This is a genomic window from Streptomyces sp. NPDC016851 (assembly GCF_055562795.1).
In genome coordinates, this window is the sequence record NZ_JBVHEP010000008.1 from 84,703 (window position 1) to 110,082 (window position 25,380).

At 73.3% G+C, this 25,380-nt stretch carries 18 protein-coding genes and 1 pseudogene; 8 read left to right on the forward strand and 11 right to left on the reverse strand.

The genetic code is table 11. The annotated features are described in order from the left end of the window. Positions 1-279: 279 nt before the first annotated feature. Complete coding sequence (locus ACZ3I3_RS14950) at positions 280-2,253, reverse strand: GTP-binding protein (protein ID WP_467365132.1); 1,974 nt, start codon at positions 2,251-2,253, stop codon at positions 280-282. A gap of 197 nt (positions 2,254-2,450) precedes the next feature. On the opposite strand from ACZ3I3_RS14950, the gene ACZ3I3_RS14955 reads away from it, so the two are divergent. Continuing rightward, on the forward strand, positions 2,451-3,557 hold the full coding sequence (locus ACZ3I3_RS14955) for an XdhC family protein (RefSeq protein WP_467365134.1): 1,107 nt from the start codon (positions 2,451-2,453) through the stop codon (positions 3,555-3,557). Position 3,558: 1 nt separating this feature from the next. On the opposite strand, the gene ACZ3I3_RS14960 is transcribed toward ACZ3I3_RS14955, so the two are convergent. Beyond that, a complete protein-coding gene (locus tag ACZ3I3_RS14960) occupies positions 3,559-4,362 on the reverse strand; it encodes a class I SAM-dependent methyltransferase (protein ID WP_467365136.1) in 804 nt (267 codons plus the stop codon). A gap of 43 nt (positions 4,363-4,405) precedes the next feature. Next, a complete protein-coding gene (locus ACZ3I3_RS14965) occupies positions 4,406-4,915 on the reverse strand; it encodes a metallophosphoesterase family protein (protein ID WP_467365137.1) in 510 nt (169 codons plus the stop codon). Positions 4,916-5,125: 210 nt separating this feature from the next. Here ACZ3I3_RS14965 and ACZ3I3_RS14970 point away from each other — a divergent pair, with 210 nt between their 5' ends. Then, positions 5,126-7,066, forward strand: coding sequence for a glycosyltransferase family 2 protein (locus tag ACZ3I3_RS14970; protein ID WP_467365139.1), 1,941 nt, complete (start codon positions 5,126-5,128; stop codon positions 7,064-7,066). A gap of 4 nt (positions 7,067-7,070) precedes the next feature. After that, positions 7,071-7,679: a dTDP-4-dehydrorhamnose 3,5-epimerase gene (rfbC, locus tag ACZ3I3_RS14975; protein ID WP_467365141.1), complete on the forward strand. Its 609-nt coding sequence runs from the start codon at positions 7,071-7,073 to the stop codon at positions 7,677-7,679. Between the two features lie 105 nt (positions 7,680-7,784). On the opposite strand, the gene ACZ3I3_RS14980 is transcribed toward rfbC, so the two are convergent. The 7 genes from ACZ3I3_RS14980 to ACZ3I3_RS15010 form a co-directional block, all read right to left on the reverse strand. Beyond that, positions 7,785-8,588 (reverse strand): class I SAM-dependent methyltransferase, encoded by an 804-nt coding sequence (locus ACZ3I3_RS14980; protein ID WP_274821613.1) that lies wholly within the window; start codon positions 8,586-8,588, stop codon positions 7,785-7,787. Further along, complete coding sequence (rfbD, locus tag ACZ3I3_RS14985) at positions 8,585-9,463, reverse strand: dTDP-4-dehydrorhamnose reductase (protein ID WP_467365143.1); 879 nt, start codon at positions 9,461-9,463, stop codon at positions 8,585-8,587. The genes ACZ3I3_RS14980 and rfbD overlap by 4 nt, the downstream gene beginning before the upstream one ends. After that, positions 9,460-10,440: a dTDP-glucose 4,6-dehydratase gene (rfbB, locus tag ACZ3I3_RS14990; protein ID WP_467365145.1), complete on the reverse strand. Its 981-nt coding sequence runs from the start codon at positions 10,438-10,440 to the stop codon at positions 9,460-9,462. The genes rfbD and rfbB overlap by 4 nt, the downstream gene beginning before the upstream one ends. Further along, a complete protein-coding gene (locus tag ACZ3I3_RS14995; protein ID WP_467365147.1) occupies positions 10,437-11,504 on the reverse strand; it encodes a glucose-1-phosphate thymidylyltransferase in 1,068 nt (355 codons plus the stop codon). Before ACZ3I3_RS14995 ends, rfbB begins: the two co-directional genes overlap by 4 nt. A gap of 104 nt (positions 11,505-11,608) precedes the next feature. Continuing rightward, positions 11,609-11,791: a hypothetical protein gene (locus ACZ3I3_RS15000; protein WP_467365519.1), complete on the reverse strand. Its 183-nt coding sequence runs from the start codon at positions 11,789-11,791 to the stop codon at positions 11,609-11,611. Positions 11,792-11,973: 182 nt separating this feature from the next. After that, positions 11,974-12,393 (reverse strand): CBS domain-containing protein, encoded by a 420-nt coding sequence (locus ACZ3I3_RS15005; protein WP_150484613.1) that lies wholly within the window; start codon positions 12,391-12,393, stop codon positions 11,974-11,976. A gap of 90 nt (positions 12,394-12,483) precedes the next feature. Further along, positions 12,484-14,934, reverse strand: a complete 2,451-nt coding sequence (locus ACZ3I3_RS15010) for a SpoIIE family protein phosphatase (RefSeq protein WP_467365150.1) — start codon at positions 14,932-14,934, stop codon at positions 12,484-12,486. Positions 14,935-15,121: 187 nt separating this feature from the next. Between ACZ3I3_RS15010 and lanKC the strand changes: the two genes are divergently transcribed. The 4 genes and pseudogenes from lanKC to ACZ3I3_RS15030 form a co-directional block, all read left to right on the forward strand. Further along, entirely contained in the window at positions 15,122-17,758 is a 2,637-nt protein-coding gene (lanKC, locus tag ACZ3I3_RS15015) for a class III lanthionine synthetase LanKC (protein WP_467365151.1), read from the forward strand. Between the two features lie 55 nt (positions 17,759-17,813). Further along, positions 17,814-17,930: a SapB/AmfS family lanthipeptide gene (locus ACZ3I3_RS15020; protein ID WP_401463927.1), complete on the forward strand. Its 117-nt coding sequence runs from the start codon at positions 17,814-17,816 to the stop codon at positions 17,928-17,930. Positions 17,931-18,014: 84 nt separating this feature from the next. Continuing rightward, positions 18,015-19,766, forward strand: a complete 1,752-nt coding sequence (locus tag ACZ3I3_RS15025; protein WP_467365153.1) for an ABC transporter ATP-binding protein — start codon at positions 18,015-18,017, stop codon at positions 19,764-19,766. Between the two features lie 413 nt (positions 19,767-20,179). Next, positions 20,180-21,520, forward strand: a pseudogene (locus tag ACZ3I3_RS15030) (ATP-binding cassette domain-containing protein); the annotation flags it as partial. 288 nt (positions 21,521-21,808) lie between these two features. On the opposite strand, the gene ACZ3I3_RS15035 reads toward ACZ3I3_RS15030, so the two are convergent. Next, positions 21,809-22,417, reverse strand: coding sequence for a LuxR C-terminal-related transcriptional regulator (locus tag ACZ3I3_RS15035; protein ID WP_467365155.1), 609 nt, complete (start codon positions 22,415-22,417; stop codon positions 21,809-21,811). Positions 22,418-22,738: 321 nt separating this feature from the next. On the opposite strand from ACZ3I3_RS15035, the gene ACZ3I3_RS15040 reads away from it, so the two are divergent. Further along, positions 22,739-24,895, forward strand: coding sequence for a PP2C family protein-serine/threonine phosphatase (locus ACZ3I3_RS15040; RefSeq protein WP_467365503.1), 2,157 nt, complete (start codon positions 22,739-22,741; stop codon positions 24,893-24,895). The last annotated feature ends 485 nt before the right edge of the window (positions 24,896-25,380 follow it).

Genomic DNA, 25,380 nt, shown 5'->3' on the forward strand with positions numbered 1-25,380 from the left:
CGTGGGTGGGGGGGTGGGGGGGGGGGGGGGGGGGGGGGGGGGGGGGGGGGGGGGGTGGGGGGGGGGGGGGGGGGGGCCGGCGCCCCCGGGGGGGGGGGGGGGGGGGGGGGGGGGGGGGGGGGGGGCCCCCCCCCCCCCGACAGGGAGCCGAAGAGGACAGCCAGGACAACCAGCAGACGTACTCGGATAGTCGGCATGTCCACTACAGTCCGGTGATTTCAGGACACCGTCAACACCCCTGACTCTGGAGTAAGTTCCCTCTCGGCCAGCGCGCACACCTCAACCGCCCACTCTTCGTGTCACGTTCAACAAGTACTCCTTCCTGTTCAGCGGGTTGTGGTCGGTGCGCGGACGCTCGGGAATCGTGCCGTGCATGACTGGCGCATAGTGGTCGAAGGCGCTCTCCAGTTCCCCCTCACCGCGTGTCAGCCCCGGCAGCAGTTGTCCGAGGGCGTGCACCCGGGCCGCCGGCACGGTGCCTTCGAGGACGCAGAGGTCGCCCCGGTTGCGCGTCGCCTCCGGTACGGCCGCGAGCCCGGCGAGGACCGGCAGCAGGGCGCCGAGGGTGTCGGCCGGGGCCTCGATGCGGAAGCGGTGCATCGGCTCGTGCACCCGCGTCCCGGCCCGCCGCAGCGCCTCGACGAGCACCAGCGGGGTGACGCCGCGGAAGTCGGCCCCGGTGCTCGACATGCTCTTGTCGAAGCCCTGGTGGGCGTGGCTCTGGCGGGGCGAGTAGCCGCTGTGGGTCATGGTGACCACGCAGTCGGCGACCTGCCAGCCGTGCAGCCCCTGGCCGAGGCTCTCGCGCACGGTGTCCTCGACGGCCTTGAAGAAGGCGTACGGCATGGAGCCGAGCTCCACCTCCAGCCGGAAGTCGACGCCCGAGCCGACCGGTGCCGGTTCGACGCGCAGGCCGACCGTCGCGAGGAAGGGGTTCGCGTCCTTCTTGTTGAACTCCACGGCATGCCCGCTGCCGACGAGCCGTTCGACACACAGCGGGGTGGTCTCGCGGAAGGTGACGTGGAGACCGTACTCGTCCGCCAGGGTCGCCTGGACGACCTCCTTCTGCACCTCGCCGTAGAGGGAGACGGAGGTCTCCTGCCGGCGTTCGTCGTGGCGCAGGCCGATCAGCGGGTCCTGTTCGGCGAGCTGGGTGAGCGCGAGGTGCAGTGCGCCTCTGTTCACACCGGGCCCCGGGACGACGACCGTCTCCAGGGTGGGCGGGGCGAAGACGTGCTCGTACGCCTTGCGGGGTTCGCCGATCGCGTCGCCGATCCTGATGTCGGCGAGACCCCACAGCCGGGCGATCTGCCCGGCGGCGACGGCGTCGGCGCGGGTGTCCGTGCCGTGGCCGAAGACGCTGATCCCGGTGATCCGGCCCTCGGCGCCGTCCGCTCCGCAGGGGATCCGGTCGCGGGTGCGCAGCGTGCCGGAGAACATCCGGGCGTAGGCGACCTTCTCCCCCGCCGGGCCCCGCTCGACCTTGAACACGGTGCCGGAGACCGGCCCGTCCGCGTCCCCGCCGGCGGCCGGCAGCAGTTCCTCGATACCGGACAGGAGCGCGTCCACGCCCGCGCCCGTCGCGGCGGAGCCGAAGTAGACCGGGTGGACCAGGGCCTCCCGGGTCTGGGTGACGAGTGCCCTGTGCAGGAGGCCGTCCGTGACTGTGTCCTCGACGTACGCGGACAGCAGGGCGTCGTCATGCTCGGCCAGGACGTCCAGGGCGGCGGCCGGGCCGGGCCCCGGGACGAAGCGGGCCGCGCGCGTGCCGAGGCCGGTGGCGGTTCCCATCGGCACGACCGCGGGTGTCAGGCGGGCCGCGACCGCCCGCAGCACCTCCTCGTCCCGCGCCCCGCGCCGGTCGATCTTGTTGACGAACAGCAGGGTCGGGATGCGCAGCCGCTGGAGGGTCCGCATCAGCACCCGCGTCTGCGCCTGCACCCCTTCGACGGCGGAGATCACGAGGACGGCGCCGTCCAGCACGCCGAGCACGCGCTCCACCTCTGCGATGAAGTCCGGGTGACCGGGTGTGTCGATGAGGTTGACCGTCACACCGTCGAGCGGGAACGAGACGACGGCGGACTTGATGGTGATGCCCCGCTGCCGCTCCAGCGCGAGGGTGTCGGTACGGGTGTTCCCGTCGTCGACGCGGCCGACCTCGTCGATCACCCCGGCCGAATGGAGCAGCCGCTCGGTCAGGCTGGTCTTACCTGCGTCGACATGGGCGAGAATTCCAAGGTTGAGCAACTGCACGAAGCGTCATGTCCTTCGGAGAGGGAGCCGTTCCTGACTGGGGGGACATGGACGCCTGGCGCATCTGGGCTCCTCGGGACTCGGTGACGTCGTCGCATCGTCGACCCGTGCAGTGCAGCAGACCGGCCCGGTGGGCCACAACGGAATTAACCGCCGACGGGGTACCCGGCGGGGGCACGGAAGGAGAGGAGCCGGTCGTGCGTGACATCCTCCCGGTGCTCGGCCGCTGGTACGCGGCCGGGCTCCCGTTCGGCCTCGCGACGGTCGTCGAGGTCAGCCGCAGTGCGCCGCGCGACCCGGGCGCGGCGATGGCGGTGGGTCCGGACGAGGAGGTCGTGGGCAGTGTGTCCGGTGGCTGTGTCGAGGGCGCGGTGTTCGAGCTGGCGCAGGAGGTCGTGGCAAGCGGTGAGGCCCGGCTGGAGACCTTCGGCTACAGCGACGAGGACGCCTTCGAAGTCGGTCTGACCTGCGGCGATGAGATCACGCTGCTGGTGCGTCCCGTGACGCCCGGGCTGGATCCCGCCTTCGGCACGGTCGTGGACTGCGTCGCGGCCGGAGAACCGGTGACCGTGGCGACGGTGACCGACGGCCCGGCGCCGCGCGGGGCGGCGCTCGCCGTCCGGCCGGACCGGGTGTCGGGCACGCTGGGCGCGAGCGGCCTGGACGCGGCCGTCACCGCCGACGCGCGCGGCGAGCTCGCTCTCGGTGCCACCGGCCTGCGGCACTACGGGCCTCAGGGACAGCGCCGCGAGGACTCCGTCAGCGTGTTCCTCCAGTCCTTCGCACCGCCGCCGCGGATGCTGGTCTTCGGCGCGATCGACTACGCGGCGGCCGTCGCCCGCATCGGGGACTTCCTCGGCTACCGGGTCACGGTCTGCGACGCCCGCCCCGTCTTCGCCACGCCCCGGCGCTTCCCCGAGGGCGTCGAGGTGGTCACCGAGTGGCCGCACCGCTACCTGAGGGACACGGACACCGACGAGCGCACGGTCGTCTGCGTCCTCACCCACGACCCCAAGTTCGACGTGCCGCTGCTGCTGGAGGCCCTGCGCCGGCCCGCCGCCTACATCGGGGCGATGGGCAGCCGCCGTACCCACGCCGACCGGGCGCGACGGCTGGCCGAGGCCGGGCTCACCGAGCGGGAGCTGTCCCGGCTGCGCTCACCGGTCGGGCTCGACCTCGGAGCCCGTACGCCCGAGGAGGTGGCGGTGTCGGTCGCCGCGGAGATCGTCGCGCTGCGCTGGGGCGGCACCGGGGCTCCGCTGACCGCCACGGAGGGAGCGGTGCATCCGCCCCGCCCCCGGTGAGTCAGGGCCGTCGGCCCCAGGCCGAGATCATCGGTGAGGTGGCGAGGTCGAGGCGCCCGGCCTCCACGTTGGCGAGGTGCCGCTCGATCTCCTCGTCCGTGGCGAGTCCCTCGGCGACCAGCTTCTCCCTCACCTGTCGGACGGTGGCCGCCTCCAGGACGTCGCACGCGGGCGAGGTGATCGGGAAGTAGGCGTCGGCCTCGACGTCGGTGAGCCCGGCCTCGCGCAGCAGTCGCGGCAGCCTGCGTCCGTAGGAGAGGTCGGCTCCCCGCTGCCGCAGCAGCTCACGGAAGCCGGTGCGGAGCCGATTGGCCAGCTCCTGCTCGGGGCCGTACTCATCGGGGCAGATCAGCGGCTGGAGCGCGGGGTCGGCGTCTTCCAGCAGCAGCCAACCGCCGGGGCGCAAGGCCTGGATCATGGTGCGCAGGGCGGCATCGCGCTCGGCCACGTGGACCAGGACGAGGCGGGCGTGGACCAGGTCGAAGGGCCCGGCCGGGGGTTCGTCGCGGCCGACGTCGTGGCGGAGCACCTCGACTCCGTCGGTCACGGCCGCCTCGGTCCAGGACACGTCGATGTCGGTGGCGAGCACGCGCCCGCGCGGCCCGACGCGCTCGCGCAGCCACGTGGCGACGCCGGGCCCGCCGGCTCCGACCTCCCAGCACCGCCACCCCTCGGCGATCCCGACCTGCTCGAAGTGCCGGAACGTCGAGGCGTCGAAGAGGGAGGCCAGCGCGTCGAAGCGCGTACCGGCCTCGGTCTGCCGGTTGTCCAGGAGGTATCCCTTGTCCCGCTTGTCCCGCACCATGCGCCGATCATGACATGGCGGTTCTGCGGCGGCCGCACGCCCCCTAGCTGGGCGTACGGGGTGGCAGCCGGTGCAGTTCGACGTCGGTGAGCCGGCCGTCGGCGACGGTGGCGGTCAGGTACGTGCAGTGCGGCTGACGGCGGCGGTCCGTCGGGGAGCCCGGGTTGAGCAGGCGCAGGCCGGTGGGTGCCGTGGTGTCCCAGGGGATGTGGCTGTGGCCGAAGACCAGCACGTCGAGGTCGGGGAAGCGGGCGGCGCAGCGCTTCTCCCGGCCCTGCGCGGGGCCCGTCTCGTGGATCACGCCGAAGCGCAGCCCGCCCAGGTCCGCGTACGCCACCTCGGGCAGCCGGGCGCGCAGGTCCGGTCCGTCGTTGTTGCCGTACACGCCGACGAGCCTGCGGCAGCGGTCCTCCAGCAGGTCGAGGGTGGCCGTGTCGACCCAGTCGCCGGCGTGGAACACGACGTCCGCGTGCGGGAGTTCGGCCAGCAGCGGGGCGGGCAGGGCCTTGGCCCGCTTGGGCAGGTGAGTATCGGACATGAAAAGCAGGCGCACGTCCTCACCCTAGAGGCTTACCTTCCCCCCGCCCGGGAACCCGGCCGATCTTCGAACATGCTGACTCCGCAGCTCAGTTGCCTCGTGGCCGGAGATGATCACGGCCCGGTCTCGAAAGGTGAGGCGGCATCGCCGACCGGGTTAGCATCGGGCATCACGCAAGACAACAGGACGTCTACGGCAAGCGACCCGAAGGGGCCCCGAAACCCGATGCCGGTCAAGGTCAGCGTCATCGTCCCCGTGTACAACCCGGGGATCTACATCGAGGACTGCATCGCCTCGCTCCAGAGGCAGTCCCTGCCTCCCGAAGAGTACGAGGTGATCTTCGTCGACGACGGCTCGACCGACGAGACACCGGCCCGGCTCGACGCGCTCGCCGCCGAGGACTCCCGGATGAAGGTCATCCACCAGGAGAACTCCGGCTGGTCGGGCAAGCCCCGCAACGTCGGCATCGAGGCCTGCCGCGGCGAGTTCGTCATGTTCGTCGACAACGACGACTACCTGGGCGACGAGGCCCTGGAGCGGATGTACGACTACGGCGTCGCCAACGGCGCCGATGTCATCGTGGGCAAGATGGCCGGCAAGGGCCGCGGGGTGCCGGTGGAGCTGTTCCGCCGCAACCATCCGCGCGCCACGGTCGAGAACGCCCCGCTCATCGACAGCCTCACCCCGCACAAGATGTTCCGCCGTGCCTTCCTGGACCGCATCGGACTGCGCTTCCCCGAGGGCAGAAGGCGCCTGGAGGACCACGTCTTCATCGCCGAGGCGTATCTGCGCGCGGAGAACGTCTCCGTGCTCAGCGACTACGTCTGCTACTACCACCTCCGGCGCGACGACGGCTCCAACGCCGGTTTCGAACGATTCGATCCGGTCGGCTACTTCAAGAACCTCCGTGAGGCCCTCGACGTCGTCGAGCGGTACACCGAGCCGGGACCGGTGCGCGACAAGCTCTTCCGGCGCTGGCTGCGCGTGGAGATGGTCGAGCGGCTGCGGGGGCGGCGTCTGCTGAAGCTGCCGGACGGCTACCGCAGGGAGCTCTTCGCCGAGATCCACGAGGTCGTCGTCGAGCGGTTCGGTCCGGGCGTCGCGGCCGGGCTCCAGCCGACGCAGCAGGTCGTCGCCGCGCTGACCGCGGCCGACCGGTACGACGACGTCGTGTCCTTCGCCCAGTGGGAGGCGGGTGTCGCGCCCAAGGCGTCCCCCGGGCACGTGGAGTGGCGGGACGGCTCCCTCAGCATCGGCTTCACGGCCGAGTACACCTCCGGCGGCGAGCCGATGACCTTCCCCGCCGACGCCGAGGCGACGCCGCTGGACGACGCGCCCAAGGACGTCATGGAGGCGGTGGAGTGGGTGGCCGCGCAGACCGCCGCACGCTTCGGCCAGGCCACCGCCGACCTGCTGCTGCGGGAGCGGTCCAGTGCCGCCCAGTACTTCCAGCCCGTGCGGTTCACCCGCGAGACCGTGCCCGTCGGGGACGGCGAGGAGGCCCGGCTGGTGCTGCGGGCGACCGCCACCGTCGATCCGGCCGACCTGCCGCGGGACGGCGTCTGGGACGCGCTCGTCCGGGTCAAGCTGGGCGGCTGGACCAAGGAATGCCGGCTGGGCCCGGCGCCGACGGCGAGCCGGCCCACGCCGGACGCCGGGGTCGTCGGGGGCCGTGCGGCGCTGCCGTACTGGACGGACCCGCACGGCAACCTCTCCCTGGAGCTCGGCCCGCGGGGCAAGCGGCTCGGGCTGGGCCGCGTGCAGCAGTCCGCCGTCACCGTCACCGGGGAGCAGGTGCGGGCGCGGCTTCCGCTGTACGTCCCCGGCGACACGGAGGTGCGGCTGCGGTTCGTCTCCGCCCAGCAGATCCTCGAGGCGCCCGGCACGCTCTCCCCCGCCGCGGGCGGGACAGAGGCGGTACTGACGGCGGCGCTGCCCGCGGAGAGCCGCTCGGGCGGGGTCTGGCGAGTGGCCCTGTGCCTGAGCCCGGACGCCGCCCGGCCCCTGTACACCGGGCTGCCGTTCGCGCTGCGCGCCGCGGGTGGGACTGTGCAAGTGGCGCCCGTACCGCAGCCGGGTGTCGCCCTGCGGGTGGCGCGCCGTGCGCGGCGCGTGCTCGGTGCCGCGCGCCGCAAGGTTTCCCGTCTCAGGATCGGAGGGCAGTGACAGCATGCGACCACTGGGGATAGAGGGCGCCTGGGTTCTGGAGCCCAAGGTCTTCCCGGACGACCGGGGCAGCTTCCACGAGTGGTACCGGGGCGCGGAGTTCCGTGAGGCCACGGGCTACGACCTGTCCCTGGCCCAGGCCAACTGCTCGGTCTCCCGGCGGGGCGTGCTGCGGGGCGTGCACTTCGCGGATGTGCCGCCCAGCCAGGCCAAGTACGTCACGTGTGTGCGCGGTGCCGTGCTCGACGTGGTGATCGACATCCGCGTGGGCTCCCCCACGTACCGGCAGTGGGAGGCCGTCCGGCTCGACGAGGAGACCCGGCACGCGGTGTTCCTCGCGGAGGGGCTGGGTCACGCGTTCATGGCCCTGACGGACGACGCGACGGTGGTGTACCTGTGCTCCGAGGGCTACGCCCCGGAACGTGAACACGGCATCCACCCGCTCGACCCGGCCCTGGGCATCGAGTGGCCCGACGGCATCGAGCCGCTCCTCTCCCCCAAGGACGACGAGGCCCCGACCCTGGCCGAGGCGGAACGCGAGGGCCTGCTGCCGTCGTACGAGACGTGCCTGGCGTATTACGAGGAACTGCGGGGTCGGCGGCAGGACGGCTGACGTCCACGGCGCTCCCGGCGGAAAGGCCGGGTCGCCTCACCCCGGCACGCCGAAGGCCCGGGCGCGTGCAGCGCCCGGGCCCGGATCCGCAAGGCGCCGGAGGCCTCAGCGGCTGACGCCCACCTGTTCCAGGGCCTTGCGCAGGGGCTCCCAGCCGATGGAGCGGGGCAGGCCGCGGTTGCGGGCCTGGACGAGGGGACGCCAGAAGCCCGCTTCCACGAGGGCCTCGGGGCGCACCGCACCGGCCCGTTCCAGGATCGCCTCGGGGACCTTCTGCGGGTCGGGGATCTTGTACTCGGCCATGATCTCGTCGTACTTGTCGTGCAGGACCCGGTTGTTCGGGTCGGCGCCGAAGACGACCAGCTGGCCGGTCGGGGCGGTGTCCACCTGGACCGTGACCAGGTCGGGGCGGTAACGCGCCAGCACCTCGGTGATCTTGAAGACGTCGCCGGTCCAGGCGTTGGTGTGCCGGTCCCGGGCCGCCTCGTCGATGCTGCGCGGCAGCATGTCGTCGAGGACGATCACGCTGGACCAGTCCGAGTACTTCTCGACGTTCATGAAGTCGCGCAGTGCGAACTCGAACAGGTGCATGCCGTCGATGAACGACAGGTCCAGCGTCGTCTTGCGCCAGTAGCCGATCGGGCTGCGGCCGCGGCGCAGGTTGCGCAGTGGGTGACGGCCGCCCTTGAGGTGCTGGAGGGGGTTGTCACGGGCGAAGAAGTCGTCGCTGGTGGCCTTCACCAGGTGGACGTCGCACTTCAGCTCCGAGACCACCTTGAAGGCGGGGTCGATCGCGATGCTGGGGACGCGGGACAACGTCAGGCTGCGGCCGTCGTTGACGCCGATCTCCAGGTAGTTGCGGTTGGCGCTGACCTTGTGCAGTTCCCGGAGGAACTCATGGCGTTTCACGAAGGGGGACCTTCCTTGCGGATACGGGGCAGTGCTTCGTGCAGGGCGGAGCGCCAGTCACGCGGCAGCGGCAGGCCGATCTCCTGCCACCGGCGGTGCGCGAGGGCGCTGTACGCCGGGCGGGGCGCGGGCCGGGGGAAGGCCGCGCTGCTGGTGGGGCGCACCCGGTCCGGGTCGGCACCGACGAGGGAGAACACCTCGCGGGCCAGTTCGTACCAGGTGGCCTCGCCGGAATTGGTGGCGTGGAAGACGCCGTGCGCGTCCGGTCCGAGCCGTACGCCGAGGTCGGCGATCCGTTCGGCGACGTCCGCGCTCCAAGTGGGCTGCCCGCGCTGGTCGTCGACGACGTCGAGCGTGTCGCGGCGGGCTTCGAGACCGATCATGGTCCGCACGAAGTTAGCGCCGTGGACCCCGTAGAGCCAAGCCGTACGCACGATCGCGCTCGCCCCGGGCAGTTCCTCGAGCACGGCCCGCTCGCCGGCCAACTTGGTGCGGCCGTAGGCGGTGCGCGGGCCCGTCGGATGGTCCTCCGGGTAGGGGGTCGTGCGGGCCTCGCCGGAGAAGACGTAGTCCGTGGAGACGTGGATCATGCGAGCGCCGTGCGCCGCGCAGGCGCGGGCCAGCAGGTGCGGCCCGTCGCCGTTGATCTCCAGGGCGCGGGCCTCGTCGCTCTCGGCGTCGTCCACGGCCGTGTACGCGGCGCAGTTCACGACCAGGTCGGGCCGGTGGTCGCGGACAGCCGTGTCGACGGCCGCGGGCGCGGTGATGTCCAGGGCCGCACGGTCCAGCCCCACCACGTCCTCGCCGCGCCGGGTGAGCTCCTCGACCACGTCGTGGCCGAGCATGCCGCCCGCCCCGGTGACCAGCCACCTCATGCGCGCTCCTGGGCGACGCGCTGCTTGAGGGGTTCCCACCAGGAACGGTTGTCGCGGTACCAGGCGACGGTCTCGGCGAGGCCGGTGGTGAAGTCGTGGCGGGGGCTGTAACCGAGTTCGTCGCGGGCCTTGGACCAGTCGACGGAGTAGCGCAGGTCGTGGCCCTTGCGGTCCTCGACGTACTCCACCCGGTCCCAGTCCGCGCCGCAGGCGTCGAGGAGCAGACCGGTGAGTTCCTTGTTGGTGAGCTCGGTGCCGCCGCCGATGTTGTAGACCTCGCCGGGCCGGCCCTTGGTGCGGACGAGGTCGATCCCCTGGCAGTGGTCGTCCACGTGCAGCCAGTCCCGGACGTTGCGGCCCTCGCCGTACAGCGGCACCTTGTGGCCGTCGAGGAGGTTGGTGACGAACAGCGGGATGACCTTCTCGGGGAACTGGTGCGGGCCGTAGTTGTTGGAGCACCGGGTGACGCGCACGTCCAGGCCGTGGGTGCGGTGGTAGGCCAGGGCGAGCAGGTCGGAGGAGGCCTTGGAGGCCGAGTACGGGGAGTTCGGTTGCAGCGGGTGGTCCTCCGGCCAGGAGCCGGTCTCGATGGAGCCGTAGACCTCGTCGGTGGAGACGTGCACGAAGGGGCCCACGGCGTGGCGCAGGGCGGCGTCCAGCAGGGTCTGGGTGCCCAGCACGTTGGTGCGGACGAAGTCGGCCGCGCCGGTGATCGAGCGGTCCACATGCGACTCTGCGGCGAAGTGCACGACCTGGTCCGCGTCGGCCATGAGCTTGTCGACCAGTTCGGCGTCACAGATGTCGCCCTGTACGAACTCCAGCCGTGGGTGGCCGAGTTCGAGGTTGTCGAGGGTGCCGGCGTAGGTGAGCTTGTCCAGCACGGTGATGCGCGGCGCGTCGGGTGTGTCCGGGGCGAGCAGTGCGCGGACGTAGCGGGAGCCGATGAACCCGGCTGCGCCGGTGACGAGGAGGTTCATGAAGTGATCTGCACCTTGCTGTGGTCTCCGAGGACGAAGCGGTGGGCGCTGGGGACGCTGGGGGCCGGCGTCACCTCGACGTGCCGGCCTATCAGCGAGGCCTCGATCCGGCCGACGCCCTGGATCGAGGAGTCCCGCAGCACGATGGAGAACTCGACTTCACTGTCGGTGATCCGGCAGTTCTCCGCGATGGAGGTGAAGGGACCCACGTAGGAGTTGCTGATGACGGTTCCGGAGCCGATGACGGCGGGGCCGACGATGCGGGAGTTGACGATCCGCGCGCCCTCCTCCACCACCACGCGCCCGATGGTCTCCGACGCGGTGTCCACGTCGCCGTCGATCCGGCGGTCCATGCCCTCGAGAACCATGCGGTTCACCTCGAGCATGTCGCCGACGTTTCCGGTGTCCTTCCAGTAGCCCGTGATGACCGTGGAGCGCACGTCGGCGCGGGAGTCGATCAGGTGCTGGATGGCGTGGGTGATCTCCAGTTCGCCGCGCCAGGACGGTTCGATGGCGCGTACCGCTTCGTGGATCAGGGGGGTGAACAGGTAGACGCCGACCAGCGCCAGATCGCTTTTGGGCTGGTCGGGTTTCTCCTCCAGGCCGACGACCTGGCCGGAGGGATCGAGTTCGGCGACGCCGAAGGCGCGTGGGTCGGCCACGCGCGTGAGCAGGATCTGGGCGTCGGGCCGGTTGCCGCGGAACTCGTCGACGAGGTCGGTGATGCCGCCGACGATGAAGTTGTCGCCGAGATACATCACGAAGTCGTCGTCGCCCAGGTAGTCCCGGGCGATCAGTACCGCGTGGGCCAGCCCCAGGGGCCGCTCCTGGGGGATGTAGGTGACCTTGAGGCCGAACTGCGACCCGTCGCCCACCGCTTCCTCGATCTCCGCGGCCGTGTCCCCGACGATCATGCCCACGTCGGTGATGCCGGCCTCGGCGATCGACTCCAACCCATAGAAAAGCACGGCCTTGTTGGCCACTGGCACCAGTTGTTTGGCCGACGTGTGCGTGATCGGCCTCAGTCTTGTTCCTGCGCCGCCGGACAGCACGAGAGCCTTCATTCGGTTCACCTTAGTCGTGATCCGGCGGATGTGAACATCACTTCTTTTGGTTGTCGATGCGCGGAGTTACGACCGTCGTCACCGCGCGGCCCCCTGGGGAGCGGTCAGTCCTCGCCCCTGACGATGTTCCAGTCCGGCTCGGAGCGCGCGGTCCTGGTGGTGGCCCGGTCCTCCACGGCGGGGAGGCAGGTCCGCAGCGCGGCCTTGCCGTGCAGGCGGCGTGCCTTCGACCAGCCGGTCTCGGGCCGACGGGTGAGGGGCTTGTCACTGGTCTCCATGGTCGTCACGGCTCATCATCTTCCTTCTGCTTTCCGCTGCTGTTCGAGTCCCCATGGACAAACCGAACAAACACGAGTCGTGACGTCTCGGCGGCGCTCTGAAGTCCCATGCGCCTCAAGGCCGTTGACTCCCGACATGCGACGGTCCCGCGCACCGTGCGTGCGCGGGACCGGCCGGCCGGCTGCCGTGGTCAGGTGTTGGGGCGCGCGGCGCTGATGTCGCCCAGCGCCGAGTCCGGGTCGCGCTCCATGGCCATGTCGCCCAGGGAGACGATGCCCACGGGGTGGCCGTGGTCGACGACCGGGATACGGCGCACGGAGTGCTCCCGCATCAGCTGCACCGCCTGGTCCAGGCCGTCGTCGGGGCTGACGGTGACCAGGTCGTCACTGCACGCGCCGGCCACGGTGGTCTGCTCCGGGTCACCGCCCTGGCTGATCGACCGGACCACCAGGTCACGGTCGGTGACCACGCCGCGCAGATCGTCGCCGTCCGTCACCAGGACGACGCCGAGGTCCTCGTCGCGCATGATGCGGGCCACCTCGGCGACGGAGGTCTGCGGCTCGACCGTGGCCGGATCGCTGGTCATGATGTCGCGGACATGCTGAGCCATGACGTTCCTCTTCCTTCGGCTCGGGTTCTCCGTCTTGCGCCGCCCGGGTACCCGGCGAACGGGCACGGTCACAGATGATCGTGGAGGTGTTCACCGCCCGAGCACGACCTCCGCCCACACCTGCTTGCCGCCGCTGACCGGCAGGGTCCCCCACGTCGCCGACAGGGCCTCGACGAGGAGGATGCCCCGGCCGCCCGTGGCCTCCCAGCCGATGCTGGTCGGCCGGACCGGGCTGCGCGGGGAGGCGTCGGCGATGGCGACGCGCAGGCGGTTGTTGATGAGGGTGAGGTCCATGCGGACCTGGCCGTCGGTGTGGACGAGGGCGTTGGTGACGAGTTCGGAGACGATGAGCAGGACGGCGTCGATGTCCTCGGTGACGCCCCAGGAGCGCAGGGTGCGCCGGGCGAAGCGGCGGGCGTGCCCGACCGCCTGCGGGACGCGCCACACCGTCCAGCTCTCGCGCAGCGGACGCAGGTCCATGCCGTCGTAGCGCAGGAGGAGCAGGGCGACGTCGTCGGTGCGCGGAGCGTTGCCGAGGAGGGCGTCGGCGACGAGCCCCAGGTCGGCGGGGGCGGCTTCGGCCAGCCGGCCGGCGAGCCGGTCCATGTTCTCGTCGATGTCGGTGCCGGGCGTCTCGACGAGCCCGTCCGTGACCAGGGCGACCACGGTGCCGGGCGGGAGGCGCAGCGGGCTCATGGGGAAGTCGGCCCGGGTGATCACCCCGAGGGGCGGGCCGCCCTCGGCCTCGGCGATCTCGGTCCGGCCGTCGGGGTAGCGCAGCACCGGCGGCAGGTGCCCGGCGCGCACGCACCAGGCGGAGCCCTCCTCCAGGTCGACGTCGACGTAGGCGCAGGTGGCGAAGAGGTCGCTCTCCATGTCCATGAGCAGCCGGTTGGCGTGCGCGACGACCACGTCGGGCGGGTGCCCCTCGACGGCGTAGGCGCGCAGGGCGGTGCGCATCTGGCCCATGAGGGTGGCGGCGCCCGCGCTGTGCCCCTGGACGTCGCCGATGATCAGGGCGACGTGGTTGTCGGGCAGCGGGATGACGTCGTACCAGTCGCCGCCGAGTTCGAGTCCGGCCGTGCTGGGCAGGTAGCGGGCGACGGCCACCGCGCCGGGCAGCCGGGGCAGGCGGCGCGGCAGCAGCTGGCGCTGGAGCATGCCGACGAGTTCGTGCTCGGCGTCGAAGGCCCGGGCCCGCACCAGGGCCTGCCCGGCGAGACCGGCGCAGGCGGTGAGCAGGGCACGCTCGTCCGTGCCGAAGTCGTGCGGGGTGTCCCAGCCGATCAGGCAGGCTCCGGCCATGCGGTTCCCGGCGGGCAGCGGCAGGACGGCGAGGCCGCCGGGGCCGACCTCCGCCAGGGCGCGTTCCAGGGGACTGCCGGCGGGCCAGATCCGGGCGCGGCCCTCGCGCAGCGCGGCGGCGAGGGTGGGCATGGCGCGCACGGGCGCGTCGGGCCACTCGCCGCGCCACTCCGTGCGCCACAGCTCGGGCCAGGCCTCGGGTTCGGGCGGGTCGAGGACGGTGACGACGAGCCGGTCGCTCTCCAGCTCGGCGAGGGCGATCCGGTCGGCCCTGAGCGGCCGGCGTAGGGCGGCGACCACGGCGTTGCCGACGTCGCGGACGGTGACGGCGGTGGCCAGCGCGGTGGCCAGGCGCTGGACGCGGGCGACGTCGGTGACGTCGGAGCGCAGGGTGGAGGCGTCGGCGACGGTGCCCACGAGCCGCGCCGGGTGACCCTCGCCGCCGGGCAGGAGGCGCCCGCTGAGCCGCAGCCACTTCGGCGGCCCGGTGGGCTGGAGCACGCGGAACTCCAGCTCGCGGTCGCCGATGGACATGTGGTCCGCCTCCACGACGGACATCAGCGAGGGCAGGTCCTCCGGCACGGTCAGGCCGAGCAGGGTCTCGACCCGGCCGTCGAACTCCACGGGGTCCAGTCCGAACAGGTCCAGCAGATCGTCGCCGATCCGGACGCGTCCGGTGTCCATGGCGAGGCTGAAGGCGCCCGGCGGCAGTTCACCGCCCTCGGCGAGCGCGGCCGGCGCGGTGAGGGCGACGGCCTCGGAGATGAGTTCCAGGCACGTGCGGTCGTCGGTGTCGAACCCGGCGGGGCGCTCGCTCACGGCGAGCAGGCAGCCGCCGCCGTTCCCGTGCACGGGCAGGGCCAGCAGATGGAAGTCACGGGACGGCACGCGCCGCGCCTGGGCGTGCTCGGCGAGTTCGGCCGGGCCCATCGAGACCGGCCGTCCACCGCGGTGCGCCTCGGCGACCGGGGACCGCCCGGCACGCGGGTAGCTGTCGCGCAGGCCGTACAGCGTCCTGGGCACCCCGGCCGACTCGACGAGGCAGAGCAGTTCGCCGTCCTGACCGGGCGCGTACACGGCGACGAACGCGGCACCGGCGAAGACGAGTGCCTGTTCGAGGGTGCGGTGCACCCGTGCGGGCGACTCCTGATCGGCCGCGATCGCTTTGAGGGCACCTTCGGCACGCACCGTTCGCGTTCCGCGCTCTTCGGCGCCCTCACTGACCACGTTGGCCATTACAGCGCTTATGAGACACCTGCGCAGCCCCTGTGAGCGTTCCGTGGAGCCCGGCCGGTGCGGGCGCTCGAAAGCCACCGAACATGTCTTTACCCATGCGTTCCGCACGGTGTTCTCGTGACAGGCGTGACTGTCCGGGCCCGTCGCGTGGCTGGAAGGCTCGGTGCCCGTCACGACAGGGGGACGCATGGACAAGCGGTACGAGGTGTACGCGCTCGCCGACCGGCATTTCTACGAGACCCCGGACCGGCTGGCGCGGGGCGGGCAGGATGCCGCGCAGGGGCCGGCCGCGCACCTCTACGAGACGGCCCGCCGGCCGGTGCCCGAGGGCTGGGAGGCGGCGCGGATCGGCGACTGGCTGACGATGACGCCGCTCGGCGCGGACGGCGAACCGGTGCAGGGCCCGGCGCAGGGCTGGAAGATCCACGCCTCGGCGACCCGGGCGAACGCGGAACAGATCGCCGGGATCGTCTGGGACTACTGCGTCGAGCGGCGGATCCCCTTCAAGTTCGTGCCGGGACCGCACCTGCTGCACCTGCGCAACACCAAGTACGCGCCGCGCGACGGCAGCGGCAAGTTCGTCACCGTCTATCCGGACGGCGAGGAGCAGCTGCACGAGGTGCTGCGCGAGCTGGGGGCGCTGCTGGAGGGGTTCGAGGGGCCGTACATCCTGACCGACCTGCGGTGGGGCGAGGGCCCGCTGTACGTCCGGTACGGTGCCTTCGCGCGCTCGTTCGTCGTGGACGACCGGGGCTCACTCGTGCCGGCGGTGCGGGACGGCGAGGGGCGGCTGGTGCCGGACCGGCGGGCGCCGTCCTTCCAGGTTCCGGAGTGGGTGACGCTGCCGGAGTTCCTCGAGCCCCATCTGGACGCGCGCAACAACACGACGACGGGCGACCTGCCCTACCGCATCGAGAAGGCGCTGCACTTCTCCAACGGCGGCGGTGTGTACACCGGCACCGACACGCGCGACGGGCGCAAGGTCGTGCTGAAGGAGGGCCGGCCGCACGCGGGGCTCGCCTCGGACGGCGCCGACGCGATCACCCGGCTGGAGCGGGAGAAGCGGGCGCTGGAACAGGTCGCGGGCACGGGTGTGGTTCCGGAGGTGCGCGACTGGTTCGAACTCGGCGGCCACCGCTTCCTGGTGATGGACTTCCTCGAGGGGCGTCCGCTCAACTCGTTCTTCGCCGAGCGGCATCCGCTGCTCACCCAGGACCCCGAACCGGAGGCCGTCGCCTCCTACACCGCGTGGGCGCTGCGCATCCACCGCAGGGTGGAGGAGGCCGTGGCGGCGGTGCACGCGCGCGGCATCGTCTTCAACGACCTGCACGTCTTCAACATCATGGTCGCGCCGGACGAGGAGACGGTCTTCCTCCTCGACTTCGAGGCCGCCGCCCCGGCCGGGGAGAACGGCCGCCAGGTCGTCGCCCACCCGGGCTTCTTCGCGCCGCCGGACCGGCGGGGCGCCGACGTCGACCGCTATGCGCTGGCCTGTCTGCGGCTGGCCCTGTTCCTGCCCGTGACCACGCTGTTCGTGGTCGACCGCGGCAAGGCGGCACATCTGGCCGAGGTGATCGCCGAGCAGTTCCCGGACGTGCCGCGGGAGTTCCTCGACGAGGCGGTCGCCGAGATCACGCGGGAGGTGTCCGGCCGCACGGTGGCCGCTCCGTCCTCTCCGGTGAACCCAGGCGACTGGCCCTACAGCCGCGACTCGATGGTCAAGGCGATCCTCGCCTCGGCCACCCCGGAGCGCGACGACCGGCTCTTCCCGGGCGACGTCGCCCAGTTCTCCGACGGCGGCGGGCTGGGGATCGCCCACGGCGCGGCCGGGGTGCTGTACGCGCTGGACGCGATCGGCGCCGAGCGGTACGAGGAGGGCGAGCGCTGGCTGCTGGCCCGGACGGCGCCGGCCCCGGTGGGCACGCCGCTCGGCCTCTACGACGGGCTCGCGGGCGTGGCCCTGGTCCTGGACCGGCTCGGGCACCGGCAGCGGGCGCTGGACCTGGTCGAGGGCATCCTCGCGGAGCGGTGGCAGAACCTGTCCTCCGACCTGCACGGCGGACTGGCCGGACTGGGCCTCGTCCTGGGCCACTTGGCGCACACCACCGGGGAAGCGGCGCTGCGCGAGCGGGCCGACGAGGCCGCCCGGATCCTCGTGCGACGGCTCACCGAGCCGCCGCCTGCCACGCCCCGGCGGCGCGCCGGACTGCTGCGGGGCGCGACCGGTCCGGCGCTGCTGATGCTGCGGCAGTACGAATGGACCGGCCGGGCCGAATGGCTTCAGGCGGCGGCCGTGGCCCTGCGCCGGGACCTGGAGTCCTGTGTGACCCGCGAGGGTGGTGCGCTGGAGGTCGACGAGGGCTGGCGGACCCTGCCCTATCTCGGCGACGGCAGCGCGGGAATCGGGATGGTCCTCGACGACCTCGTGGCCCACGCCCCGGAAACGGCCGGGGAGTTCGGCCCGGCGCGCTCCGGGGTGCTCACCGCGGCCACCTCACGTTTCTACGCGCAGCCCGGGCTGTTCCAGGGCCGCGCCGGAATGATCCTCCACCTCGGCCGCACCACCGAACCGGGCGCGACCGCGGACCGGCTGGCCGCCCAGATCGCCGGTCTCGGCTGGTTCGCGATGGCCTACGAGGGCCAACTCGCCTTCCCCGGCCACCAGATGATGCGGCTGTCCATGGACCTCGCCACCGGAACGGCAGGGTGCCTGCTGGCGCTCGGCGCGGCCCTCGACCCGGCGACCGACGCCCACCTGCCGTTCCTCCCGCCGCCGCACCGGCGGCCCACCGATACGCGGTTCCGCGATCCCGCGGAGTCGTGACACCACCCCGTCCCCACGGATGACCACGGACGGACACCCAACGGAAGGACACACCATGGCACTTCTCGACCTGCAGACCATCGAGTCCGAGGAGCGGACGGACGGTGGCGGCGCCAGCACGGTGAGCCTGTTCTCCTGCATCAGCGCGGCGAGCGTCCTGCTCTGTCTCTGACCGACGGTCCGCGGCATGGCTCCGGGCGGCTCCCTCCCTTCCGGGAGGGGCCGCCCGGGGTCCTCCCGTTTCCGAAAGGCCCGTATGACCACGCGTGGTGACGACGACCCGGCGACCGGACACGCCCGCGCGCTGCTCCGTACGGCCGGCCGGTACAGCGGGGCCCGCTGTGCGGCGCTGTGTCTGGTCAGCACCGCCGCGACCGGTGCCGGACTGCTGCTGCCGGCCGCGCTGGGCCGGGCCCTCGATCTGCTGCTGGCGCAGGCCCCGGCGACCCGCTGGGTGCTGTACTGCGCCGGCCTCGTGCTGTTGCTCGCCCTGCTGGACGCGGCCCAGACCGTCCTGACCGGGACCGTCGACGCCCGCAGCACCGCGTGGCTGCGCCGCCGACTGACCGGACATGTCCTGGGCATCGGCCCGCGGGCCGCCGACCGCTTCGGCTCCGGTGACCTCGTCGCGCGCCTGGTCGGCAACGCCGCCGAGGCGGGGACCACTCCGGCGGCCCGTGCGGCGCTGCTCGCCGCCCTCGCCGGTCCGCTCGGGGGCGTGGTCGCGCTCGGCCTGATCGACTGGCGGCTCGCGGCCGTCTTCCTCGCCGGGGCGCCCGTCCTGACGTTCCTGCTGCGTGCCGTCGCCCGGGACACCACGGAGAGCGCGACGCGGTACCAGCGGGCCCAGGGCCGGATCGCCGCCGCGCTGGCCGAGGCCGTCGAGGGCTTCCGCACCGTCCGGGCGGCGGGTACGGAGGGCCGGGAGACGGCCCGGGTGCTGCGGCCGCTGCCTGGCCTGTCGGAGGCCGGGCACCGCATGTGGCGGGTGCAGGGGCGCGCCGCCGCACAGGCGGTCGCCGTGGCGCCGCTGCTCCAGCTCGGGGTCGTCGCCGTGGCCGGTGTGCTGCTGACCCGGGACCTGCTGACGGTGGGCGACGTGCTCGCGGCGTCGCGGTACGCCGTACTCGCGACGGGCGTCGGCGTCCTGGTCGGCCGGCTCGCGGGCCTGGCCCGGGCCCGGGCGGCGGCCCGGCGCCTCGGCGAGATCGAGGCCGAGCCCGCCCCCGCCTTCGGCGCACGGCGGCTGCCCGACGGGCCCGGGCGGCTGGAGCTGCGCGGCGTGACGGCCCGGCGCGGCGGACGCCCCGTCCTCGACGGAGTCGACCTCGTCGTACCGGGCGGCACGACGCTGGCCGTGGTCGGCCGGTCGGGCGCGGGCAAGTCGCTGCTGGCCGCACTCGCGGGACGGCTGGCCGACCCGGACGCCGGTGAGGTGCTCCTCGACGGGGTGCCGCTGCGCGAGCTGCCGCACGACGACCTGCGGCGCGCCGTCGGATACGCCTTCGCCCGTCCGGCCCTCCTCGGCGGCACGGTCGAGCAGGCGATCGGCCTCGGCCTGGCGGCCCCCTCCCCCGACCGCATCCGCGAGGCGGCCCGCACGGCCCTCGCCGACGACTTCGTCCGCCGCCTCCCCGACGGATACGGCACGCCCGTCGCCGACGCCCCGCGCTCCGGCGGCGAGTCCCAACGGCTGGGTCTCGCCCGGGCGTTCGCCCACGACGGCCGGCTGCTGATCCTCGACGACGCCCTCTCCAGCCTGGACACGGTGACGGAACGCCGCATCACCGACGCCCTCCTCGGCGACGGCCCCGCCGGAACCCGGCTCCTGGTCGCCCACCGCGCCACCACGGCCGCCTGCGCCGACGCGGTGGCCTGGCTGGACGGGGGGCGCGTGCGGGCGGTGGGGCGGCACGAGGAGCTGTGGCGGCTCACGGAGTACCGGGCCGTGTTCGGGGAGGGGACGGAATCGGCGTACGCCGGGGCCGGGAGCGGGGCGGAGGCATGACGAGCGTGACGGGCATGACGGACAGCCCCGTGCGGCGCGGGCTGCCCTCACGGGGCCTGCGGTTCCTGCTGGCCCGGTGGCGGGTCCTGCTGCGGCTCACCGCCTGGTCGGTGCTGGAGACCGGGCAGACCTTCCTCATCGGGTACGGGACCGCCCGGGCCCTGGACGAGGGGTTCCTGCGGGGGCGGCCGGATGTAGGGCTGGCCTGGCTGGCGGTGGCCGGGCTCGGTGTCCTGGCCGGGGCGTACGGGACGGGGCGGGTGTACGCCGCCGTCGCCGCGCTGGTCGAACCGTTCCGGGACCGGCTCGTGGAGCGGGTGGTGTCCCGAGGAGTGCGGACCGGTGACGCGAGTTCCCTGTCGGGGCTCACCCAGCAGGTGGAGATCGCGCGGGACACCTTCGCCGGGCTGGTCATGGTCTCCCGCTCCTTCGTGTTCACCGCCGCCGGTGCCCTGGCCGGGCTGTTCACGCTCGCCCCGCCGCTCCTGCTGGTCGTCGGGCCGCCCCTGGCCGCGGGGGTGGCGCTGTTCGCGGCGACACTGCGGCCGCTCGCCCGGCGGCAGGAGGCGTTCCTCGTCGCCGACGAGGCCCTCGCGGGGCACCTGGGCACCGTCTGCCCGGGCCTGCGGGACATCACGGCGACCGGCGCCGAGGCGCACATCGCCGCCGGCACCGCCGACCGGGTCGAGGCGGAACTGCGGGCGGCGCGTGCCCTGGCCCACTGGGGCGTACTGCGCGTGGCGTCCCTGGCGCTCGGCGGCCAGCTGCCGATCGTGCTGCTGCTCGCCACCGCCCCGTGGCTCCTGGCCCACGGCGTCACCACGGGCGCCCTGGTCGGCGCCCTCGCCTACGTCACGCAGTCCCTGCTGCCCGCCCTGCGCAACCTGGTCCACGGCCTGGGCACGAGCGGCTCCCGCCTGACGGTGGTGCTGCGCAGGCTGACCGGGGCGGGTTCCGCCGAGGCCGGGGGCACGGGCGACGCCGGAGCGCGGGCCGGGGCGGCCCTGCGCGTGGGACCCCAGTCAGCGGACGCGACACAGCGGCAGGCGCTGCGCCCCGCCCCCGGCACCCGCGCCGACGGGCCCCGCGGCGCGATTCCGGACGCGGCAGGGGCCGCCGACGACACGCGCCGCACGCCGGCTGTCGCCGACGACACTGAGGGCACACAGGACACGCCCCCCGTCACCACCGGCCCCGACGGCACACACGACACGCCCCCCGTCACCGAGGCCACCGCTGGCACCCGCCACACGCCCGCCGCCACCCGCCGGACCGACCCCGCCACCCCCTCTCCGTCGCCCTCACCCTCCCCCTCTCCCTCTCCCCCGGCCCTGTCCCTCTCCTCCGTCACCTTCGCCTACGGCCCTGCCAGCGCCCCCGTCGTCGACGGGCTCGACCTCACCCTCCCGGTCGGCTCGCACCTGGCCGTCGTCGGGCCCAGCGGTGTCGGGAAGTCCACGCTCACCGGCCTCGTGGCCGGGCTGCTCACGCCGGACGAGGGCACCGTCGCCGTGGGCGGGCACCCCGTGCCCGGGCCGGAGGCGGCCGCCGCGCGGGTGCTCATCCCGCAGGAGGCGTACGTCTTCGGCGGCACCCTGGCCGAGAACCTCGCGTACCTGCGCCCGGACCCGGTGCCCGAGGAGGAGCTGCGGGCCGCGGCCGAGGCGGTCGGTCTTGTTCCGTTGGCCGAACGGCTCGGCGGCCTCGGCGCCCGGGTCGATCCGGCCGCCCTGTCGGCGGGCGAACGGCAACTGGTCGCGCTGGCCCGGGCGTACCTGTCGTACGCCTCGCTCGCCCTGCTCGACGAGGCGACCTGCCATCTGGACGCCGAGACGGAGGAGCGCGCGGAGCGGGCCTTCGCCGCGCGGCCGGGCGGGACCCTGGTGGTCGTCGCCCACCGCATCAGCTCCGCCCGCCGCGCCGAACGCGTGCTGGTCATGGACGGCCGGGACACGGCCTGCGGCGGCCATGCGGAGCTGATGCGGTCCTCGGCGCTGTACCGGGACCTCGTCGGGAGCTGGACGCCTGCCCCGGCCCGGCGGTCAGAGCCATCCCTGGCCCTGCGAGATGCGGATCGCGTCGATGCGGTTGCGGGCCCCGGTCTTGCGGGTGATGGCCGCCATGTAGTTCCGCACGGTCCCGTGGGACAGGTGCAGGCTCCCGGCGATCTCCGCGATGGAGGCTCCCTCAGCCGCGAGGGATAACACGCTCAGCTCTCTTCGGGTCAGCGGCATCTCGGCCGCCTTGAGGAAGCCGAAGCCCAGCGAGTCGTTGACGAAACGTTCCCCCTCGGCGACCCGGCGGATCCCGCGCAGCAGGTTCTGCGGCGAACCCTCCTTGTCGACGTAGCCGAGCGCCCCCGCCTCGGCAGCCCGTTTCAGCAGTCCCGGCCGGTTCGCGGTGGCGAGCACGAGCAGGCGCGGGCGCGTCCGGTCCGGGCCCGGCCGGCACAGCTCGCCCAGCGGAGGGATGCCGTAGGAATCCGCGCACTCCAGGTCCGCCGCGCAGACGTCCGGCCGCACGGTCGGCAGCAGTGTGGGCGCGCCTCGCCACGACGTGTCGTGCACCACGAGATCGGACTCCCCCCGCAGCCACTCCGCCAGCACCGATCGCACCAGACACTCGTCGTGCACCAGAAGCACCCGGATCACTGCCACCCCCTCGGCTCGCCGTACGCCTGCCTCGTCGTCGTGTTGAGCGCGTGACCCATTGTTCGGGACCGTGACCCTGCGTGGGCGCGATGATCCGGCCATCAGGGTGCGCGGGGGCGCACACGCGGCGCCCGTACACCCTGCCGCGCTTCGACTTCGGCGGCATGGGTCGCGGCGGTCGGGGTACGCGGGCGCCTGCAACGGGACCCCGTGAGTGTGACCGACGGTAACCAGGTCTGCCCCCCGGGCCGCTCGTCGTGCGCGACGGGCCGCCAGGGAGGACATTTGTTCCTGAGTCCGGTCGCGCGGCCGTGCGAGGAGGTGGTCGGCGTGTCCGACGGGCAGTCGTCCGCGCAGGCGCCGGCAGCCGCCAGGACGCCGGTCGGCCGTCCCCTGCTGTCCCTGGCCCTGGCCTCGATGATGGACGAGGTGCACGCCCACTCCGGCGCGGTGTACCTGCTGGGGCGGGACCAGCCGGTGCTGGAGATGGCGGTGATGGCGGGGCTGCCCCGGGCGTTCGCGGCGCCCTGGGAGCGGGTGGGGTTGAGCGCGCCGATCCCGGTCGCCGACGCGGCGCGCGAGCGGCGGCTGGTGTGGGTCGGCGGCGAGGAGGAGATGGCCCGCCGCTACCCGCGGATCGCCATGGTGCTGCCGTATCCGTTCGCCCTGGCCGCCGTGCCGGTGGCCACCGAGTCCACCGTGTACGGTGCGGTGTTCGTGACCTGGCCGGGCGGGCATCCGCCGGAGCTGACCGACCGGGAGCGCGAGCACCTGACGGCGGCCTGCGGGCGGCTGGCGGTCCGGCTGGAGCGGGCCGCCGAGCACAGCATCCCGCCGCACCCCGAGACCGATCTGGTCGCCTCGCCCTTGGTGGGCGGGATGGCCGGCACGCTCGGCACGGTCGAGGCGGCCCGGATGGTGAGCCGGCTGCCGTACGGGCTGGTCTCCCTGGATCTGCACGGGCGGATCGGCTTCGTCAACGCGGCGGCTGCCGAGCTGCTGAACGTCCCGGTCAGCCGGCTGCTCGGCACACAGTTGTGGGCGTCGGTGCCGTGGCTCAACGACCCGGTCTACGAGGACCGTTACCGGGCCGCGCTGATGAGCCAGCACACCGCCTCGTTCGTGGCGCTGCGTCCGCCCGGCGAGTGGCTGTCGTTCCGGCTGTATCCGAGCACGACCGGCCTCAGTGTCCGGATCACCAGGGCCCGGGCCGTGGCCGAGATGAACCGGACCGCACCGCCGCCCGACGGGACGCCGACCCGGCTGGTCACCATCACGCAGGTGCTGAACCTGGCCAGTGCGCTCACCGAGGCGGTGGGGGTGCAGGACGTGGTGCAGCTGGTCGCGGACGAGATCGCCCCGGCCGTGGGCAGCCAGGCCCTGGTGCTGCTGGGCTCGCGGGCCAACCGGCTGCGGGTGCTCGGGCACCGCGGGTACCGGGACGCGAACGTGGTGGAACGGTTCGACGGGATGCCGCTGACCGAATCGACGCCCGGCACACAGGTGCTGCGGACGGGCGTGCCCGCCTTCTTCGAGTCGCAGGAACAGCTGGAGCGCCTCTACCCGGCGCGGGCCGCGACGCCCGACGGGTTCGCGGCCTGGGCGTATCTGCCGCTGATCGCCCAGGGCCGGCCGGTGGGGACGTGCGTGCTCTCCTACACCGAGCCGCACCCCTTCCCGACGGAGGAACGGGCGGTGATGACCAGCCTGGCCGGGCTGATCGCCCAGGCGCTGGAGCGGGCGCTGCTCTACGACGCCAAGCACCGGCTCGCGCACGGCCTCCAGGAGGCGCTGCTGCCGCACTCCCTGCCGTCGCTGCCCGGCATCGAGGCGGCCGCCCGCTATGTGCCGGCCACGCAGGGCATGGACATCGGCGGCGACTTCTACGACCTGGTGCGCACCCAGGGCATGGCGGCGGCGGTGATCGGTGACGTGCAGGGCCACAACGTCACGGCGGCCGGGCTGATGGGGCAGGTCCGCACCGCGGTGCGCGCGTACACGGCCGTGGGCCAGGCGCCCGAGGAGGTCATGCGCAGCACCAACCGGCTGCTGCTGGACCTGGGGGCCGACCTGTTCGCCAGCTGCCTGTACCTGCGGCTCGACCCGGCGCGCGGCCGGGCCGTGATGTCGCGGGCGGGCCATCCGCCGCCGCTGCTGAGACGCCCGGACGGGCGGGTGCGCGTGCTCGACCTGGCCGGCGGCCCGCTGCTGGGCATCGACGCCTCCGCGGTGTACCCGACGACGGAGGTCGCCTTCGCCCCCGGCTCCCTGCTCGTCCTCTACACCGACGGGCTGGTCGAGTCCCCCGGCACCGATTTCGAGGAGGCCCTCGCGGCCCTGGGCCGTCGCCTGACCGACGCCGGGGACCAGCCGCTGGACGAACTGGCCGACAGCCTCGTCCGCCCGGAGCGCCACCGCACGGACGGGGAGGAACGACTCGACGACATCGCCCTGTTGCTGCTCAGGGCCGTCGGTTAGGACTCCGACGTTCCGCGCTCCTGCGATTTCCACTGACGCGCGAACGGACCGGCCCTCCCGCCGAAGGACCGGCCCACTCCACCGCCGGGCGGAACCACGAGAGCGCGGCTCAGGCCGGTCGGCGGCTTCGAGCGCCCGGCGCCACCGGCCGGAACCACGAGAGCGCGGCTCAGGCTGGTCGATGGCGCTGAAACGCCGGGGGCCTCCAGCCCGGACCCGCTCCAGCCCATCTCCAGCCGCTCAGCGGCCGGAAACGCCGGTGGGCACCGCGGACCCGGAACCGCGCCTCAGACCGCTGAGCTGCCGACATCGCCGACAGACACACCCGGCCCGGACCCGCCCAAGCGCCTCGCAAGCCGTTCCGCGGCGGGAACGCCGCCGGTGGGCGCCATCCGCCCGCGACCGCGGCTCAGTCCGCTCCGCTGCCGGAAACGCCGGTGGGCCGGCCCGGTCCCGCCAGGAAGGGGGCGGGACCGGGCCGGCAT

What these genes read in the sequence shown, in the direction of transcription:
- ACZ3I3_RS15005 (WP_150484613.1), bottom strand. Translation starts at nt 12,393, where the DNA reads ATGGCTCAGCATGTCCGCGACATCATGACCAGCGATCCGGCCACGGTC.
- rfbD (WP_467365143.1), bottom strand. Translation starts at nt 9,463, where the DNA reads ATGAGGTGGCTGGTCACCGGGGCGGGCGGCATGCTCGGCCACGACGTG.
- ACZ3I3_RS15010 (WP_467365150.1), bottom strand. Translation starts at nt 14,934, where the DNA reads ATGGCCAACGTGGTCAGTGAGGGCGCCGAAGAGCGCGGAACGCGAACG.
- ACZ3I3_RS14960 (WP_467365136.1), bottom strand. Translation starts at nt 4,362, where the DNA reads ATGGTGCGGGACAAGCGGGACAAGGGATACCTCCTGGACAACCGGCAG.
- lanKC (WP_467365151.1), top strand. Translation starts at nt 15,122, where the DNA reads ATGGACAAGCGGTACGAGGTGTACGCGCTCGCCGACCGGCATTTCTAC.
- rfbB (WP_467365145.1), bottom strand. Translation starts at nt 10,440, where the DNA reads ATGAACCTCCTCGTCACCGGCGCAGCCGGGTTCATCGGCTCCCGCTAC.
- rfbC (WP_467365141.1), top strand. Translation starts at nt 7,071, where the DNA reads ATGCGACCACTGGGGATAGAGGGCGCCTGGGTTCTGGAGCCCAAGGTC.
- ACZ3I3_RS14995 (WP_467365147.1), bottom strand. Translation starts at nt 11,504, where the DNA reads ATGAAGGCTCTCGTGCTGTCCGGCGGCGCAGGAACAAGACTGAGGCCG.
- ACZ3I3_RS15020 (WP_401463927.1), top strand. Translation starts at nt 17,814, where the DNA reads ATGGCACTTCTCGACCTGCAGACCATCGAGTCCGAGGAGCGGACGGAC.
- ACZ3I3_RS15025 (WP_467365153.1), top strand. Translation starts at nt 18,015, where the DNA reads ATGACCACGCGTGGTGACGACGACCCGGCGACCGGACACGCCCGCGCG.
- ACZ3I3_RS14970 (WP_467365139.1), top strand. Translation starts at nt 5,126, where the DNA reads ATGCCGGTCAAGGTCAGCGTCATCGTCCCCGTGTACAACCCGGGGATC.